Genomic DNA, 16,811 nt, shown 5'->3' with positions numbered 1-16,811 from the left:
GCTGTTCCCGCAAACGGATGGAATACAACTATGTGTGGAATCGTCGGCGTCGTCAGTCCAGCGCCCGTCAATCAGCTGATCTATGACGCCCTGCTGCTTTTGCAGCATCGCGGCCAGGATGCGGCGGGCATCGTGACCCAGCAGGGCCGCAAGTTCTTCATGCACAAGGCCAAGGGCATGGTGCGTGACGTGTTCCGCACGCGCAACATGCGCGCGCTGCCCGGCAATGTGGGCCTGGGCCAGGTGCGTTACCCCACAGCGGGCAACGCTTACAGCGAAGAGGAAGCCCAGCCGTTCTACGTGAATGCACCGTTTGGCATCGTGCTGGTGCACAACGGCAACCTGACCAACGCCCGCGAGCTGCGCACGGAGCTGTTCCAGACAGACCACCGCCACACCAACACCGACAGTGATTCGGAAGTGCTGCTCAATGTGTTCGCGCACGAGCTGGAGCGTTCCACGCGCGGCGTGCCCCTGCAGCCTGAAGATGTGTTTACCGCGGTGCGCGCCGTGCACAAGCGCATCAAGGGTTCGTACGCCGTCATCGCTCTCATCGCGGGCCACGGCCTGCTGGCGTTTCGGGACCCGCACGGCATCCGCCCGTTGTCCATGGGCCGCAGCCAGGACGGTACGGTGATGGTGGGCAGTGAATCGGTGGCGCTTGAGGGCACCTCGCAGGTGTTTGATCGCAACATCGATCCTGGTGAAGCTATTTTCATTACGCTGGATGGAAAGATTCACGCGCGCCAGTGCGCCGACAACCCTCAGCTCAACCCTTGTATCTTCGAGTTTGTGTATTTGGCACGGCCCGATTCGGTGCTGGATGGCATCTCGGTCTATCAAGCAAGGCTGAACCTGGGCGAGGCCCTGGCCAAGCGCGTGGTGTCCACCGTGCCGCCCAACGAGATCGATGTGATCATCCCGATCCCCGAGTCAAGCCGCCCCAGCGCCACCCAACTCGCGCATTTGTTAGGTATTCCGTACAGAGAAGGTTTTGTCAAAAACCGGTATGTGGGCCGTACCTTCATCATGCCGGGGCAGGGCGTACGCAAGAAATCGGTGCGCCAGAAGCTCAACGTAATCGCCAGCGAGTTCAAGGGCCGCAATGTGCTGCTGGTGGATGACTCCATCGTGCGCGGCACGACCAGCCGCGAAATTGTGCAGATGGCCCGCGATGCCGGCGCCCGCAAGGTCTACCTTGCCAGCGCCGCACCGCCGGTGCGCTACCCCAACGTGTACGGTATCGACATGCCCACCAGCAGCGAGCTGGTGGCCCATGGCCGCACGGTGGAAGAAATTCGCCAGGCGATTGGCTGCGACGCGCTCATCTACCAGGATGTGGATGGCATGAAAAAAGCGGTGGGTGCGCTCAACAGCTCCATCGTGGGGTTTGATGCCTCCTGTTTCGATGGGGTCTACGTGACCGGTGATATCACCGCCGAGGGCATTGCCCGGCTGAATGAAGGGCGTGTGGGGGTGGAAGAGGGCGAGGAAGATACGTCTCGCCTGGCACTTCCGAACGCACAAGAGGCTTGACCGCAGCGGGTTAAATGGCTTTGAGGGCTGTGGATGGCAAATGCCCCATCGTCTCTCCGATTGACTGAATTTTGAAGCTGGCCCCGCAAGGGGCCAGAACTTATTGTTATGACTGAAACCACTGCTTCCAATGCGGGCCGCGTACGGACCCGTTTTGCTCCGTCTCCCACCGGCTTTATCCACCTGGGCAACATTCGCTCGGCGCTGTACCCCTGGGCCTTTGCGCGGGCCACGGGCGGGGATTTCATCCTGCGCATCGAGGACACCGATCTGGAGCGGTCTAGCCAGGCGGCGGTGGACGTGATCATCGAAGGCATGGCATGGCTGGGGCTCGACCATGACGAAGGTCCCTTCTATCAAATGCAGCGCATGGAGCGCTACAAGGCCGTGCTGGCCGATCTGCAGGCTGCGGGCCATGTGTATCCCTGTTACGTGAGCGTGGCCGAACTCGATGCGCTGCGCGAGAAACAGATGGCGGCCAAAGAGAAACCCCGTTACGACGGCACTTGGCGCCCCGAAAATGGCAAGACCCTGCCGACTGTGCCCGACGGTGTGCAACCCGTGCTGCGTTTCAAAAACCCGCAGGGTGGCGTGGTGGCGTGGGAGGACAAGGTCAAGGGCCGCATTGAAATCAGCAATGACGAACTGGATGACCTCGTGATTGCGCGCCCTGATGGAACCCCCACCTACAACTTCTGCGTGGTGGTTGACGACATCGACATGGAGATCACCCACGTGATTCGTGGCGATGACCATGTGAACAACACGCCGCGGCAGATCAACATCTTCAAGGCGCTGGGTAAAGAGCCGCCTATCTACGCCCACCTGCCTACGGTGCTGAACGAGCAGGGTGAGAAGATGAGCAAGCGCAACGGCGCCAAGCCCGTCACCCAGTACCGCGAGGAGGGCTATTTGCCCGACGCCATGGTGAATTACCTGGCACGCTTGGGCTGGAGCCATGGCGATGACGAAATCTTCAGCCGCGAACAGTTCCTGCAGTGGTTCAACCTGGACCACCTGGGTCGCAGTGCGGCGCAGTTTGACGAAGCCAAGTTGCGTTGGGTGAACGCCCAGCATCTCAAGGTGATGGCAGATGACACTCTGGCGGCGCTGGTGGCGCCGCAATTGCAACAGCGGGGTGTGGGTGCATCAGAACTTGCAGACGGGCGCCTTCCCCGCATCTGCGCGCTGTTCAAGGATCGCTGCGACACCACGGTGGTGTTGGCCAACTGGGCGCAGGTGTTCTACGGTGACGTAACCCCGGTGGACGCCGAGCGTGCCCAGCACGTTACCGCGGCGATTGCGCCTGCGCTGCATGCATTGGCCGATGCGCTGGCGGTGTGCGAATGGGACAAGGCGTCCATCAGTGCGGCGTTCAAACAGGTGCTCGCAGCCCAGGGGCTCAAGATGCCCCAACTGGCCATGCCCGCGCGGGTTCTGACGGTTGGCACGGCCCACACGCCGTCGGTCGACGCTGTACTGGAACTGGTCGGACGTGAAAAAGTTGTAGCGCGTTTGCGAAACCACTAAAAATCTGTCTATAATTCAAGGCTCAGATGATGATGACAAACACAGTGTGTAGGTTGTCATTAAGTGGGGGTATAGCTCAGCTGGGAGAGCGCTTGCATGGCATGCAAGAGGTCATCGGTTCGATCCCGTTTACCTCCACCAAAGTTTGTTGATAGATACGGTTAGTTCCAAGGTTTTGACCCCATCGTCTAGAGGCCTAGGACATCACCCTTTCACGGTGAGTACCGGGGTTCGAATCCCCGTGGGGTCGCCAAGTTGTAGCGCTTGGTTTGTGTTGAAAGACACAAGCAAAAGCTGCCTGCCAGGAGTGGTAGTTCAGTTGGTTAGAATACCGGCCTGTCACGCCGGGGGTCGCGGGTTCGAGTCCCGTCCACTCCGCCAGTCATCCACCGCTGCAGTCGCAAGGCTGCAGCGGTTTTTTTATGTCTGCCAGATAGAGGTGGTTCCAACAACTACAACTGTCCATGCTGTGAAATTTACATAAAAATAGCCTCCAGCGCTTACTGGTAAAGCGCTAAAAGCTATAAATAAAATAGCAAATATGCTTAGCGCGGTGCCAGGCGGATGGCGCCGTCCAGGCGAATCACCTCGCCGTTGAGCATGTCGTTCTCAAAAATGTGCTTCACCAGCTTGGCGTAGTCCTGCGGCGTACCCAGGCGGCTCGGGAAGGGCACGCCAGCGGCCAGCGCGTCTTGTACTTCCTGGGGCATGCCAAACAACATGGGAGTGCCAAAAATACCGGGGGCGATGGTCATGTTGCGGATGCCGTTGCGGGCCAAGTCCCGGGCGATGGGCAAGGTCATGCCCACAATTCCGCCTTTGGACGCCGAATAGGCGGCTTGCCCGATCTGGCCGTCATAGGCTGCCACACTCGCCGTGGAAATCAACGCACCGCGTTCGCCCGTGGACTCTGGCTCGTTCTTGCACATGGCATCTGCGGCAAGGCGGATCATGTTGAAGCTACCGACCAGGTTTACGGTGACGGTTTTGCTGAAAACCGCCAATGCATGGGCGCCATTTTTGCCCACCGTTTTTTCTGCGGGCGCAATGCCAGCGCAGTTCACCAGTCCCATCAGCTTGCCCATGGACACGGCCTTGGCCACCACAGCCTGGCCATCGGCCTCGTTGCTCACATCGCACTTCACAAACGCCCCGCCAATTTCTTTGGCCACGGCTTCGCCTTTTTCAGCTTGCATGTCGGCAATAACGACGGTGCCGCCTTGCGCCGCGAGCATGCGAGCTGTGCCTTCGCCCAGGCCCGATGCGCCGCCGGTCACGATAAAAACCTTGCCCTTGATTTCCATGGTCTGTCTCCTGTAGTGACGTTAACGTAAACGTCAATTATCGCGTATCTGCCATGTGCGCTGCAGGCGTAAAAAAGCCCGGACTGGGCCGGGCTTTGAAAGAGGGCGGAAGCGAGAGAACGCTTATTGGAAGCCTACGCGGTCCAGCATTTGCTGCACCTTGGTCGTGTTGGCACCCACCGCGCTGATCGGGATGGTCTCGCTCTTGAAGGGTTGGCCACCCGTCATGGATTTGAGGGCGGGGTTGTCCAGGGTGACGCCCTTGGCTGCGGGCCACTCGTTGTTGCCGTTGGCAAAATAGTTCTGTGCTTCGGGGCTGGCGAGGTATTCCAGAAACTTGACCGCATTGGCCTGGTTCTTGGCATGCTTGGCTACGGCGCCACCGGCGATGTTCAGGTGCGTGCCCCAAGTTTCTTGGTTCGGAAACACCACACCGACCTTGTTCACCACGGCCACATCTTCGGGTTTGTTGGAGCGCATCATGCGGGCCAAGTAGTAGCTGTTGGTGACGGCAATGTCGCATTCTCCAGCTGCCACCGCCTTGATCTGGTCGGTGTCTCCGCCTTTGGGTGGGCGCGCCAGATTGGCCACCATGCCCTTGAGCCAGGCTTCGGCTTTTTGCTCACCCATGTGTTCGGTGACTGCACCAAACAGGCTCAGGTTGTAGGGGTGGGAGCCAGAGCGGATGCAGAGTTTGCCCTTGTTCTTGGGATCGGCCAGCGATTCGTAGGTGGCAACATCCGACTTCTGCATCTTGACCTTGTTGTAGACGATCACGCGTGCGCGGGTAGACAGGCCAAACCACGCGACACCTCCGTCTGCCGCAGGTGCGCTGCGCAGATTGGCAGGAATAGCATCGTTGAGCACCTTGGACTGGATGGGCTGGAACAAGCCATCGACTTCGCCCTTGTAGAGACGGGCTGCGTCGACCAGCAGGATCACGTCGGCAGGCGACGCAGAGCCTTCTGCCTTGAGGCGGGCCAGAATGCCCGCGTCGTCCGCATCCACGCGATTGATCTTGATGCCGGTCGCTTTGGTGAAACCAGAATACAGCGCTTCGTCCGTGGAATAGTGGCGGGCCGAGTAGAGGTTGACCACTTGGTCCTGGGCATTCACGGTGCCCGCAGTGGCGGCCAGAACACAAGCGCTCAGCAAGGCTTTCACGGTCTTCGACATGGATGCATCTTTCAAGGTTGAAACTGCGGCGATGATAAAGCAAACACGAATTATTCTTGTTAAAGTCTTTTTCGGAGCCCGGGTTTTGCCGAGGGAATTTGATCTGGCGCAAGGCGCCAAAACAGCTTCAGAAAACGTCAGGCAAAAAAAAGCCCGGTCGTAAAACCGGGCTTTAAAAGGATCCTTGAAACGGGGGTTTCGAGAGGATCCAAGGAGACAACTGGGGCGCTGTAGACGGTGTCTGCAGCGCGTGGGTTGAATTATCAGGGTATTCCCTGAACGCCACCTAGAGTCTGCACTCCAGATCGCGAGAAACCAACGGTGGGCTTAGCGCTTGCGGGGAGCCGCGGTCTTGGCGGCGTTGGCAGCAGTGCTGGCAACAGCGTTGAAGTTGGCTTCAGCCACGTCAGACGCTTGCTTGACGGCCTTTTGAACCGATTCAAAAGCGTTGTTGGCGGCAGAGACGGCGCTCTTCATCACGGCCACAGCGGTTTCGGAACCGGCGGGGGCGTTCTTGGCGGCGCTGTCTACCAGGTTGGTGAATGCCTTTTGTGCATCCGTTGCCTGGCCTTCGAAAGCCTTGCCGAACTCGGCGGCGGTGCCCGAAGAGATGTCATACAGGTGACGGCTGTAGGCAGCGGTTTTTTCAGCCAGGGGCTGGAACAGGCCAGCTTGCAGAGCCAGCAGTTCTTGTGCGTCCTTCACGCCCAGGAAAGCCTGGGTGTGGGTGGAGGCTTCCGACAAAGCAGCGCGCGAAGCGGTCACATTCAGTTCGACCAGCTTTTCGACGCCTTCGAAAGCCTTGGTGGTCAGGCCAAACAGGGTTTCGATGTTGGCTTTGTGGGATGCCAGGATTTGTTCTGCGGTCAGCGACATGTCATATCTCCTAAAAATGGTGCCCCAAGGGGCAAGGTGGCTTACAGACATCTGCGCTGGCCCTGACTCGGTAAAGTCATGTTGCAGTGCAGCATGGATCGAATTTTAGGGACTTGGTGCGGTATTGCAAGGGCTTTTTGTTGCGCTGCAGCAAATTAGGGGTGATCACCCAGAAACCGGGGCTTGCCACAATTGCGTCATGCAAGCCTTGATGAATGACGCACTGAATGCCTCGCTGAATGCGTATTACGCAGACCATTTTGTCCTTCCCTTGCCGGAGGGCCATCGGTTCCCCATGGCCAAGTACCGCTTGCTGCGCGACCGCATCAGCCAGCAACTGCCGGGCGTGGCCATGCAGGTGGCGCTGCCCGCATCTGACGCCGAACTGGCGCTGGCCCACACATCCGGCTACATCGATGCGGTTGCCTCCGGCACCTTGTCGCCAGCCGCTCAGCGCGAGATTGGATTCCCTTGGAGCGAGGCCATGGCCGAACGCGCGCGGCGCTCGGTGGGCGCCACGGTGGCCGCAAGCCGCGACGCGTTGGCGCAGGGCGTCGCGGGCAACTTGGCGGGTGGCACTCACCATTCCTATGCCGACAAGGGCAGCGGATTTTGTGTGTTCAACGACGTGGCGGTGGCTGCGCGGCTGATGCAAGCCGAATGGGCACGGGGGCAGGGCGGGCAGGCGAAACCGCTCAAGGTGGCGGTGATTGACCTGGATGTGCACCAGGGCAACGGCACAGCCCACATCTTTCAGACGGACGAGAGCGTGTTCACCCTGTCCGTGCATGGTGCGCGCAACTTTCCGTTTCGCAAGGAGCCCAGCGACCTTGATGTCGAACTGCCCGACGGCTGCAATGACGACGCGTACCTGCAGGCGCTGGAGCACGCGCTTGATGCGCTGGAGCAGCGGTTCTCGCCCGGTCTGGTGTTTTATCTGGCGGGTGCGGACCCGCACGAAGGCGACCGCCTGGGCCGCCTGGCCGTGACCCACGATGGCCTGGAGGCCCGTGACCGGCGCGTTTTTGACTGGGCGTGGCAGCGGCGCATTCCGCTGGCCTTCGCCATGGCTGGTGGCTACGGACGCGACCTGGAAGACACCTTGCAGGCCCAGCTCACCACCTGGCGGGTAGCGCTGGAGTACCACCAGCGCTGGCAGAATGTGCGGCCATGACATCGCCCGCCAGCACCTCCCCATCCGTCCCTTCGTCATCCAACCCCTCGCCTCTCGTTGTTCAGGCCCGCCCGGCCCCACAGCCCCGCAGCGCCTACCCGGTGTTTCGGCAAATCACCACGCGCTGGTCTGACAACGATGTGTACGGCCATGTGAACAACGTGGTGTATTACAGCTGGTTCGATACCGCGGTGAATGCCCACCTGATCGATCAGGGCGTGCTCGACATCCATGCGGGCGAAACCATTGGTCTTGTGATCGAAACCCAGTGCAACTACTTTGCGCCGCTGGCATTTCCGCAGACGGTGGAGGCAGGCATTCGCGTGGCGCGGCTGGGTGGCTCCAGCGTGCGCTACGAGGTGGGTCTGTTCGCACAGGGCGAAGCGCTCAGCGCGGCGGCAGGGCATTTCATTCACGTGTACGTAGACCGCGCGACGCGCCGGCCCGTGCCGGTGCCCGACGCGCTGCGCCAGGTGCTGCAGGCCCTGGTGGTCGCGGGCTGAGGCGTTACACCACGGATTTGATTATTTTGATAGCTGGTAGCGCTTACTGGATAAGCGCTAGAGCCTGTTTTGGATTGAAAAATTCTGCCCACACATGTGGCCGAGCTTGTGGCGCGCAGTCTGCGTGCGTGCCCTGCGCCGCAGCCCGTGATGGCCTACACTTTGCGGCTTTGTTGCCCCGCCTGCGGCCCGCAGACACCGCACGCATGTTCTGAGGCCAGCCCTGTCCATGATCATCACCAGCCTGCTCGACACCGACCTGTACAAGTTCACCATGATGCAGGTGGTGCTGCACCAGTTTCCGGGGGCGCAGGTCGAATACAAGTTCAAGTGCCGCAACCCCGGCGTGCAGCTGGCGCCGTTTGTGAACGAGATCCGCGACGAGATCCGTTCGCTGTGCAGCCTGCATTTTCAGGATGCCGAGCTGACGTACTTGCGGTCGATGCGCTTCATCAAGAGCGACTTCGTGGACTTTCTGGGGCTGTTCAAGCTCAACGAGAAGTACATCACCGTCACGCCGCAGCCCAACGGCGAGATCGACATCAACATCCGCGGCCCGTGGCTGCACACCATCCTGTTCGAGATTCCGGTGCTGGCCATCGTGAACGAGGTCTACTTTCGCAACACACAGAAGGTGCCAGACTTCCCCGAAGGCCGCCGCCGCCTGGATACCAAGATCAGCCAGCTGCAGGCCGATGGCTTGTCGGACCTCAAGATTGCCGATTACGGCACCCGCAGGCGCTTCAGCCGCGCGTGGCACGAAGAGGTGTTGCGCGTGCTGGTGGCCCGCCTGGGCACCGGCGACCGCCGACCGGGTTCGCCCGCGGGCCCGGGCCAGTTTGCGGGCACCAGCAACGTGCTGTATGCCATGAAGCTGGGCGTGACACCCCTGGGCACCATGGCGCACGAATATTTGCAGGCCTGCCAGGCGCTCGGCCCCCGTCTGCGCGACAGCCAAGTATTTGGGTTTGAGATGTGGGCCAAGGAATACCGCGGCGACCTGGGGATTGCGCTGTCGGACGTGTATGGCATGAGCGCCTTTTTGCGCGACTTTGACCTCTATTTTTGCAAGTTGTTTGATGGTGCCCGCCACGACAGCGGCGACCCGTTTGCCTGGGGCGAGCGCTTGCTGGACCATTACCGCAAGAACCGCGTCGACCCGCTGACCAAGACGCTGATCTTCAGCGACGCGCTGACGGTGCCGCGCACCATCGAGCTGTACCAGCAGTTCCGCGGCCGCTGCCAGCTGGCCTTTGGCATTGGCACCAACCTGACCAACGACCTGGGCAGCGCGCCTGCGCACGAGCCGCTGCAGGTCGTGATCAAGATGACCCGCTGCAACGACCAGCCCGTGGCCAAGCTGTCGGACACGCCCGGCAAAGGCATGTGCGACGACGAGAAGTACCTGGCGTATCTGCGCCAGGTGTTCGACATTCCTTCGACGCTGTAGCTGCGTGCGTGTTTGTGTGCCGTGGGGGCGCTGGGCCCGGCGGAATGAACGGGAGGGGCGTTGCGGTGCGTTGGCTCCGGCGCCTGGATGGTTTGAAAACTAGATGGAGACAAAACCCATGAAATTCTCGCGCGGCCTGGTTCTGGCCGGTCTTCTGGCGGTGATGCCTGGCTGGGCCATGGCGGCGGATATCGACGGCAGCACGCTGTCCGTGTTGTGGGGCGTGCCGTTTGCGGGCATCCTGCTGTCGATTGCGCTCATGCCGCTGTTGGCGCCCATCTTCTGGCACCACCATTTCGGCAAGGTCGCCGCCGCCTGGGGGCTGGCGTTTCTGGTGCCGTTTGCCATCACCTTCGGCCCGGGCGTGGCGGGTGTCAGTCTGGCGCATGCGCTGCTGGCAGAGTACATCCCGTTCGTGATCCTGCTCACCGCCCTGTTCACGGTGGCGGGTGGCATCTACATCCGTGGCAACCTGCATGGCAGCCCGGGGCTGAACACGGCCATCCTGGCCATTGGCGCCGTGCTCGCCAGCTTCATGGGCACCACGGGTGCGTCCATGCTGTTGATCCGCCCGCTGATTCGTGCCAACGACAACCGCAAGCATGTGGCGCACGTCGTGGTGTTCTTCATTTTCATTGTGTCCAACGCCGGGGGCTCGCTCACGCCGCTGGGCGATCCGCCACTGTTCCTGGGCTTCCTCAAGGGCGTGGACTTTTTTTGGACGGTGAGCCACATCTATCAGGAGACGCTTTTTCTGGTCGCCGCGCTGCTGGTCATCTTCTACGCGCTGGACTCCTGGTACTACCGCCGCAATGGCGAAACGTCCAGGGCCGACCCCACCCCCGACAGCCGAGCCATCGGCTTTGATGGCAAGGTCAACTTTGCGCTGCTGGGCGCCGTGGTGGCGCTGGTGCTCATCAGCGGCTTCTGGAAGTCCACCGTGGTGTTCAACATCGCGGGCACCGAAGCGGGTTTGCCCGGCATCGTGCGCGACCTGGGCCTGATTGGCGTCACGTTCCTGTCGCTGTGGCTCACGCCCCGAAAGGTGCACGACGACAACCAGTTCGGCTGGGCCCCCATGCAGGAGGTGGCCAAGCTTTTTGCAGGCATCTTCCTGACGATCATTCCGGTCATTGCGATGCTCAAGGCGGGCATCAACGGCCCCTTCAGCGCGGTGGTATCCGCCGTCACCCGCGCCGACGGAACGCCCGACCCGGCGATGTACTTCTGGGCCACCGGCGCGCTCAGTTCCTTCTTGGACAACGCGCCAACCTACCTGGTGTTCTTCAACACCGCGGGCGGTGACCCGGCCGTGCTGATGACCACACTGGCCCCCACGCTGGCCGCCATCTCGGCGGGTGCTGTGTTCATGGGCGCCAACACCTACATTGGCAACGCCCCGAACCTCATGGTCAAGGCCATTGCCGAAGACCGGGGCGTGAAGATGCCGAGTTTCTTTGGCTACCTGTTGTGGTCGTGCGGCATTCTGGTGCCGTTGTTTGTGGTGATGACTTTCATCTGGTTTAGGTAGTGAACAACCCCCTGAGCGGCTTTGCCGCTTCCCCCTTCTCTCATCGCTACGCGATGGGAAGGGGGACGCCGCCAGTGCGGCGGGGCGGCCCTTGCACGGCGGCCGCTGGCTTGGGCCGCGCCAGTTGTATGGTGCGCAGGCCTTATCAATACATCGGAGATTGAAGATTTATGAGCAAACCCCGCATCCTGGTCGCGCGCGCGATCTTCCCCGACATCGTGGACCGCCTGCGCCAGCACTTTGACGTTGAGGACAACCCCGAAGACGCCATTTGGAGCCCTGCCGAACTGGCCGCGCGCCTGGCCGATAAAGACGGCGCGTTTACCACCGGCAGCCAGCGCATCGACGCCGATTTGCTGACCGCCGCGCCGCGCCTCAAGATCGTTGCCAACATGGCCGTGGGTTACAACAACTTTGATGTCGACGCCATGACGGCCGCGGGCGTGCAGGGCACCAACACGCCCGATGTGTTGACCGAAACCACCGCCGATTTCGGCTTTGCGCTGCTGATGGCCACCGCACGCCGCATGACGGAAAGCGAACATTACCTGCGCGCAGGCCAATGGACCAAGTGGAGCTACGACATGTTTGCGGGCAGCGACATCCACGGCAGTACGCTGGGCATCATCGGCATGGGGCGCATCGGCCAGGGCATTGCCAAACGCGGCGCGCATGGTTTTGGCATGAAGGTGATTTATCACAACCGCTCGCGGCTGTCGGCAGAACTGGAAGCCGAATGCAAGGCCCGCTATGTCAGCAAAGAAGAGCTGCTGCGCACTGCAGACCATGTGATGCTGGTCGTGCCTTACAGCGCGGCATCGCACCACACCATCGGCGCCGCCGAGCTGGCGCTGATGAAGCCGACGGCCACGCTGATCAACATTGCGCGCGGCGGCATTGTGGACGACGCTGCGCTGGCCGTGGCCCTGCGCGAGCAACGCATTGCCGCTGCAGGCCTGGACGTGTTTGAGGGCGAACCCAGCGTGCATCCCGACCTGCTGACCGTGCCCAACGTGGTGCTGACCCCGCACATCGCCAGCGCCACCGTGTCCACACGCCGCGCCATGGCCGACTTGGCGGCCGACAACCTGATTGCGTTTTTTGATGGCCGTGGCGCGCTGACACCGGTGAACACGCCTGCCGCCGAAGCCGCCCGCGCGCGCACGCTGACATCGAAAATTTGAATGAAATTGGCCTCTAGCGCTTATCCATAAAGCGCTGATAGCTATAAAAATAATAGTAACCAGCCTTGACTACTGACACGCTTGTATTGCTGGCCACCTTGGCTTTGGTGGTGATTTTGCTGGTGGTTCTGCTGGTGCGGCGGTCTGCGGTGGACCTGCCGCCCGAATGGCTGGCGCGCCTGCACGCCGTGGAGAACACCACGCGGGCCACGCAGCTGGCGGTGGCCAAAAACGATGGCGCCATGGATGCGCTGGCCAAGCAGCTGGGTGGTTTTACCCAGACCACCCAACACACACTGGAGGCCTTGCGCCACGCCGTGGACGAACGCCTGGCCCAGGCGGTAGCCGAATCGCGCAATGGCCGGGCCGAGCTGCTGGCCGCGTTTGGCGTTTTCGAGGCGCGGCTGGAGCAGCGCCAGACGGCGCTGGATGCGTCGATGGCCCAGCGCTTTGACGGCTTGCAGCAGGCCGTGGCGGGACGGCTGGAAGAAAGCAGCAAGGCGCTGCTCGCCCACCTGGCGCAGGGCCAGGCCGACTCGGCCGCTGCGCGCAAAGAGCTGTCAGACACGCTCATCGGATTTCGCACCGAACTCACCGCCACCACGGGCGCGTTGGCCGCAGAAAGCGTCAAGTCCCGCGAGGCCATGGGCGAAAGCGCGGCGCTGTTTGAAAAGCGCATCCAGGAGCGTTTTGAAGCGCTGCAGGCCACGACCCGCGTCACGCTCGACTCGCTCAAGGGCGACATCCAGACGCAGCTGGGCAGCATGTCCACCGCACTCAAAGACCAGCTCGAAGCCAATGGCTATCAGATCAAAAACCAGTTCTCGGTGCTGCAAGATGCTGTGTCGCAACAGCTCGCCGGGCTGGTGCAAGGCAGCCAGCACAACGCCGAACAACTGCGCACCGCGCTCAACGAGCGGCTGGGCGCCATGCAGGCCGACAACGCCACCAAGCTCGAAGAAATGCGCCGCACCGTGGATGAAAAACTGCACGCTACGCTGGAGCAGCGCCTGGGCGAATCCTTCAAGCTGGTGAGCGACCGGCTCGAACAGGTGCACAAGGGCCTGGGTGAAATGCAGACCCTGGCAGGCAGCGTGGGCGATTTGAAGCGCGTGATGACCAACGTGAAATCGCGCGGCACCTGGGGCGAAATGCAGCTGGGCGCGATCATCGACAACGTGCTCACGCCCGACCAGTTCGCGCGCAACGTCAAGACGGTGCCGGGCAGCGACGAGTTGGTGGAATTTGCGATCCGGCTGCCCGGCAAAAGCGACGAACACCCAGTGTGGTTGCCGATTGATTCCAAGTACCCGGTGGAGCAGTACCAGCGGCTGATGGACGCCCAGGACGCGGCCGACAAGCTGCTCATCGCATCCGCTGGCAATGCGTTCGAGACCTCCATCAAGCTCGAAGCGCGAAAGATCTTTGCCAAATATGTCTCGCCGCCGCACACCACCGACTTTGCCGTGCTGTACCTGCCCACCGAGGGCCTGTTTGCCGAGGTGATGCGCCGCCCGGGTTTGGTCGAAGCCGTGCAAAACGACTGCCGCGTGATGATCACGGGCCCAGCCAACCTGGCGGCCATGCTCAACAGCCTGCAGATGGGCTTCAAGACCTTGGCGATTGAAAAGCGCTCGTCCGAGGTGTGGAGCCTGCTGGGCAGCGTGAAGACCGAATTCGCCAAGTTTGGCGACGTGGTCGAAGCCACCAAAAAATCCATCGACGCTGCCGCCAAGAAGTTTGACGAGGTGGGCGTGCGCACCCGCGCCATCCAGAAGCGTCTGCGGGACGTGCAGGACTTGCCCGCGCCCGACAGTGCTGTCCCGTTGGCGGGCCTGCAGGCCGACGCGTTGCCGGGGTTGGACCCCGAGGACGACCTGCCGTGAACTGGGCGCTGGCCCGGTTGATCCTTGGGCAAGTCTGCATCCACGCCTGCATGGCGGGCATGCGCCTGGCTGCGCCGCTGCTGGCGCTGCGTGAGGGCTACAGCGCGGCGGCCGTGGGCGTGTTGCTGGCGCTGTTCGCGTTGACGCAGGTGTTTCTGGCGCTGCCTGCAGGGCGGTATGCGGACCGCCATGGTCTCAAACGGCCCGTGGGGTATTCGGTGGCTCTGGCCGCAGCGGGCGCCGCACTGGCGTTGGCTTTGCCCATTTTCCCGGTGTTGTGCTTGGCCGCACTGATGACCGGGGGCGCCACCGGCGCTGCCACCATTGCGCTGCAGCGCCATGTGGGCCGCGCGGCGCACGACGCCACCCAGCTCAAGCAGGTGTTCAGCTGGCTGGCCATTGGCCCTGCGGTGTCCAACTTCATTGGGCCGTTCTGCGCGGGGCTGATGATTGACCATGCAGGCAGCGCGGCGGGTAGCACCGAGGGCTATCGCGCCGCGTTTGCGCTGATGGCCATCCTGCCCTTGCTGACTTGGTTTTGGGTGCGCGACACGGTGGAGCTGCCGCCAGTGATTGCCGCGGCAGGCGGCCCGCCCCAGCGTGCGTGGGATTTGATGAACGAGCCGCCGTTTCGCCGCCTGCTGATCGTGAACTGGCTGCTGTCATCGTGCTGGGACGTACACACCTTTGTGGTGCCGCTGCTGGGGCACGAGCGCGGTTTGTCCGCGTCGGTCATCGGCTCCATCCTGGGCGCGTTTGCCATTGCGGCCGCGGTGATCCGCGTGCTGATGCCGATGGTGGCCGAGCGCCTGCGCGAGCGGGTGGTGGTCTCCGGTGCCATGGTGGTGACTGCCGTGTTGTTTGGGGTGTACCCCTTGCTGAGCAGCGCCCTGGGCATGGGGCTGTGTTCGGTGCTGCTGGGTTTTGCGCTGGGCTCTGTGCAGCCCATGGTGATGAGTTTGCTGCACCAGATCACGCCGTCCCACCGCCATGGCGAGGCGCTGGGCCTGCGCCTCATGGCCATCAATGCGTCCAGCGTGCTCATGCCCATGCTGTTTGGTACCGCGGGCGCGGTGATGGGCGTGGGCGGGCTGTTCTGGGTGGTGGGCGCCTCGGTGGGGGCTGGGGCGCGCATGGCTTGGCGAATGGGGCCTGCAAGCAAGGTCGACACACACCATTGATGTGCCCTTGATCGGGTTTTGACCAGTGCCGTGGTGCCGGGGCAGCTGTTGCTGCGCCGCTGATAGGGCAAATGGGGGGTGAGCAAAAGGGTCGAAAAGGAGTAAATTCCCGGGATCGACAAGGGGGGCTGCTATGCGCATTCAAAGGGTTTTACGGCCTGCACGGCACCTGTTACTGGTGCCATTGCTGTGTATGGTGCCTTGGTCGCTCAGCCATGCCGACGATCTGGTGAACCAGGCGCAGTCCTTGGTGCAGCAAGGCGACGCCCTGCGGGCATTTCAGTTGCTGGACGCACAGGAGTCCCGCCGAGCCGGCGACCCGATATTTGACGAGGCCATGGGCCGTACCGCCTTTGCCGCACACCAATACAGCCGGTCGATCATGGCCTGGGAGCGTGTGGTGGCCGCACAGCCAGACAATGCGGTCGCCCAACTGGAGCTGGCCCGGGCGCTGCATGCCGTTGGCGACCGCAAAGCAGTGCTGGCGTTGTCTGAGCAAGCGCGCGCCCGCGCCATTCCTGTGGACGCCGCGCTCAGCATTGACCAGTTTTTGGTGTCTTACGACCGCATGGGCCACGAAGGGCGGTCCACGTGGAAAGGGTACGTGGATGTCACGCTGGGCCGCGACTCCAACGTGAACGCCGGGCCCGGGCTGAACGCCCCCGCGCTTTCACCGCCCGGGACACCTCCCTGGACGCTTCAGCCCGGTGCCGATGGACAACGCGCCTCGTACGCGGCCTTGTCGGGCAATGTGCGGGGTCGGCATGTGCTGGATGCGCGGTGGTCCCTGATTGGCGCCGCAACGGCTGAGGTGCGCGGGCACTCCAACGCCGGCAAGCCCCATGACAGTGACCAGCTGGATGTGAATGCCGGGGTGGCCTACCGCATAGAGCGCCACGAATGGATGCTGAGCGCACAAGGCGCTACGTACCGGTTGGACGGCGACACCCTGCGCAACATTGGCGGCGTGTTGGGCGAATGGATTTACCGCATCGACGGATTCCGCCAGTGGGACACGTTTTTGCAGGTGCAGGGGCTGCGCTACCCCACACAAACGCTGCGGGACGCGCGCCGCACGGTGGGTGGAACCTCCTACATTCACGTCCTGCGCAATGGCAGTCTTTTTTATGCAGGGCTCTATGCCGGGCAAGAGGCGCCCAAGGCCACCGGGGTGGACAACCTGGGGCACGACCTGGTGGGCCTGCGGGGTGGGGTGCAATGGGCGATCAGCACCCAATGGGCTGCTTTCACGCACCTTAACTACGAGCGACGCAATTACGGAGCGGTGGATCCTTTCTTTGGCGTCACGCGGCGTGACCGGCAGGCGCATTGGGTGCTGGGGGCATCGTGGCTTCCGGCCCCGGGGTGGCGGATCACACCCCAATGGGCGTTGACGCGCAATGACTCCACATTGCCCATCACCGACTACGACCGCCGTGTTTTTTCCGTCACCGTACGGCGTGAGTTCTGAGGGAGTCCG

Annotated in this window: 14 protein-coding genes and 3 tRNA genes; 14 read left to right on the top strand and 3 right to left on the bottom strand. The window is 62.2% G+C overall.

Annotation, left to right across the window (positions count from 1 at the left end; all coding sequences use genetic code 11):
• The first annotated feature begins 30 nt into the window (after positions 1–30).
• The 5 genes from purF to ACK41V_RS13025 all read left to right on the top strand — a co-directional run bounded on the left by purF (position 31) and on the right by ACK41V_RS13025 (position 3,447).
• Positions 31–1,536: an amidophosphoribosyltransferase gene (gene purF, locus ACK41V_RS13045; RefSeq protein WP_409782972.1), complete on the top strand. Its 1,506-nt coding sequence runs from the start codon at positions 31–33 to the stop codon at positions 1,534–1,536.
• Positions 1,537–1,644: 108 nt separating this feature from the next.
• Positions 1,645–3,066, top strand: coding sequence for a glutamate--tRNA ligase (gene gltX / locus ACK41V_RS13040; RefSeq protein ID WP_409782971.1), 1,422 nt, complete (start codon positions 1,645–1,647; stop codon positions 3,064–3,066).
• 65 nt (positions 3,067–3,131) lie between these two features.
• Positions 3,132–3,207 (top strand) — tRNA-Ala (locus tag ACK41V_RS13035).
• Between the two features lie 36 nt (positions 3,208–3,243).
• A tRNA-Glu gene (locus tag ACK41V_RS13030) sits at positions 3,244–3,319 on the top strand.
• Positions 3,320–3,370: 51 nt separating this feature from the next.
• Positions 3,371–3,447, top strand: a tRNA-Asp gene (locus ACK41V_RS13025).
• 164 nt (positions 3,448–3,611) lie between these two features.
• On the opposite strand, the gene ACK41V_RS13020 is transcribed toward ACK41V_RS13025, so the two are convergent.
• Both ACK41V_RS13020 and ACK41V_RS13015 read right to left on the bottom strand, forming a co-directional pair.
• Complete coding sequence (locus ACK41V_RS13020; RefSeq protein ID WP_409782969.1) at positions 3,612–4,370, bottom strand: 3-hydroxyacyl-CoA dehydrogenase; 759 nt, start codon at positions 4,368–4,370, stop codon at positions 3,612–3,614.
• A gap of 123 nt (positions 4,371–4,493) precedes the next feature.
• Positions 4,494–5,546: an extracellular solute-binding protein gene (locus ACK41V_RS13015; protein ID WP_409782967.1), complete on the bottom strand. Its 1,053-nt coding sequence runs from the start codon at positions 5,544–5,546 to the stop codon at positions 4,494–4,496.
• On the opposite strand from ACK41V_RS13015, the gene ACK41V_RS13010 reads away from it, so the two are divergent.
• The gene (locus ACK41V_RS13010) at positions 5,545–5,709 is read left to right on the top strand and encodes a hypothetical protein (RefSeq protein ID WP_409782966.1); all 165 of its coding nucleotides are present in this window, start codon (positions 5,545–5,547) and stop codon (positions 5,707–5,709) included. The genes ACK41V_RS13015 and ACK41V_RS13010 overlap by 2 nt on opposite strands.
• A 164-nt stretch (positions 5,710–5,873) precedes the next feature.
• Here ACK41V_RS13010 and ACK41V_RS13005 read toward each other — a convergent pair whose 3' ends face one another.
• On the bottom strand, positions 5,874–6,422 hold the full coding sequence (locus ACK41V_RS13005) for a phasin family protein (protein WP_409782964.1): 549 nt from the start codon (positions 6,420–6,422) through the stop codon (positions 5,874–5,876).
• A 235-nt stretch (positions 6,423–6,657) separates the two neighbouring features.
• Here ACK41V_RS13005 and ACK41V_RS13000 point away from each other — a divergent pair, with 235 nt between their 5' ends.
• From ACK41V_RS13000 to ACK41V_RS12965, 8 genes are all read left to right on the top strand, one after another.
• Positions 6,658–7,596, top strand: coding sequence for a histone deacetylase (locus tag ACK41V_RS13000; RefSeq protein WP_409783005.1), 939 nt, complete (start codon positions 6,658–6,660; stop codon positions 7,594–7,596).
• Entirely contained in the window at positions 7,593–8,099 is a 507-nt protein-coding gene (locus ACK41V_RS12995) for an acyl-CoA thioesterase (RefSeq protein ID WP_409782962.1), read from the top strand. The genes ACK41V_RS13000 and ACK41V_RS12995 overlap by 4 nt, the downstream gene beginning before the upstream one ends.
• A gap of 229 nt (positions 8,100–8,328) precedes the next feature.
• Entirely contained in the window at positions 8,329–9,549 is a 1,221-nt protein-coding gene (pncB, locus tag ACK41V_RS12990) for a nicotinate phosphoribosyltransferase (protein WP_409782960.1), read from the top strand.
• Positions 9,550–9,667: 118 nt separating this feature from the next.
• The gene (locus ACK41V_RS12985; protein WP_409782958.1) at positions 9,668–11,080 is read left to right on the top strand and encodes a sodium:proton antiporter; all 1,413 of its coding nucleotides are present in this window, start codon (positions 9,668–9,670) and stop codon (positions 11,078–11,080) included.
• Positions 11,081–11,250: 170 nt separating this feature from the next.
• On the top strand, positions 11,251–12,264 hold the full coding sequence (locus ACK41V_RS12980) for a 2-hydroxyacid dehydrogenase (protein WP_409782956.1): 1,014 nt from the start codon (positions 11,251–11,253) through the stop codon (positions 12,262–12,264).
• 65 nt (positions 12,265–12,329) lie between these two features.
• The gene (rmuC, locus tag ACK41V_RS12975; protein ID WP_409782954.1) at positions 12,330–14,150 is read left to right on the top strand and encodes a DNA recombination protein RmuC; all 1,821 of its coding nucleotides are present in this window, start codon (positions 12,330–12,332) and stop codon (positions 14,148–14,150) included.
• Positions 14,147–15,331, top strand: a complete 1,185-nt coding sequence (locus ACK41V_RS12970) for an MFS transporter (RefSeq protein ID WP_409782952.1) — start codon at positions 14,147–14,149, stop codon at positions 15,329–15,331. The genes rmuC and ACK41V_RS12970 overlap by 4 nt, the downstream gene beginning before the upstream one ends.
• Positions 15,332–15,509: 178 nt before the next feature.
• Positions 15,510–16,802 (top strand): hypothetical protein, encoded by a 1,293-nt coding sequence (locus ACK41V_RS12965; protein ID WP_409782950.1) that lies wholly within the window; start codon positions 15,510–15,512, stop codon positions 16,800–16,802.
• Positions 16,803–16,811 lie beyond the last annotated feature (9 nt).

The sequence above is a fragment of the Acidovorax sp. genome (assembly GCF_046291265.1).
Lineage (GTDB): Bacteria > Pseudomonadota > Gammaproteobacteria > Burkholderiales > Burkholderiaceae_C > Acidovorax.
This window is presented reverse-complemented; position numbering and strand designations above follow the sequence as displayed.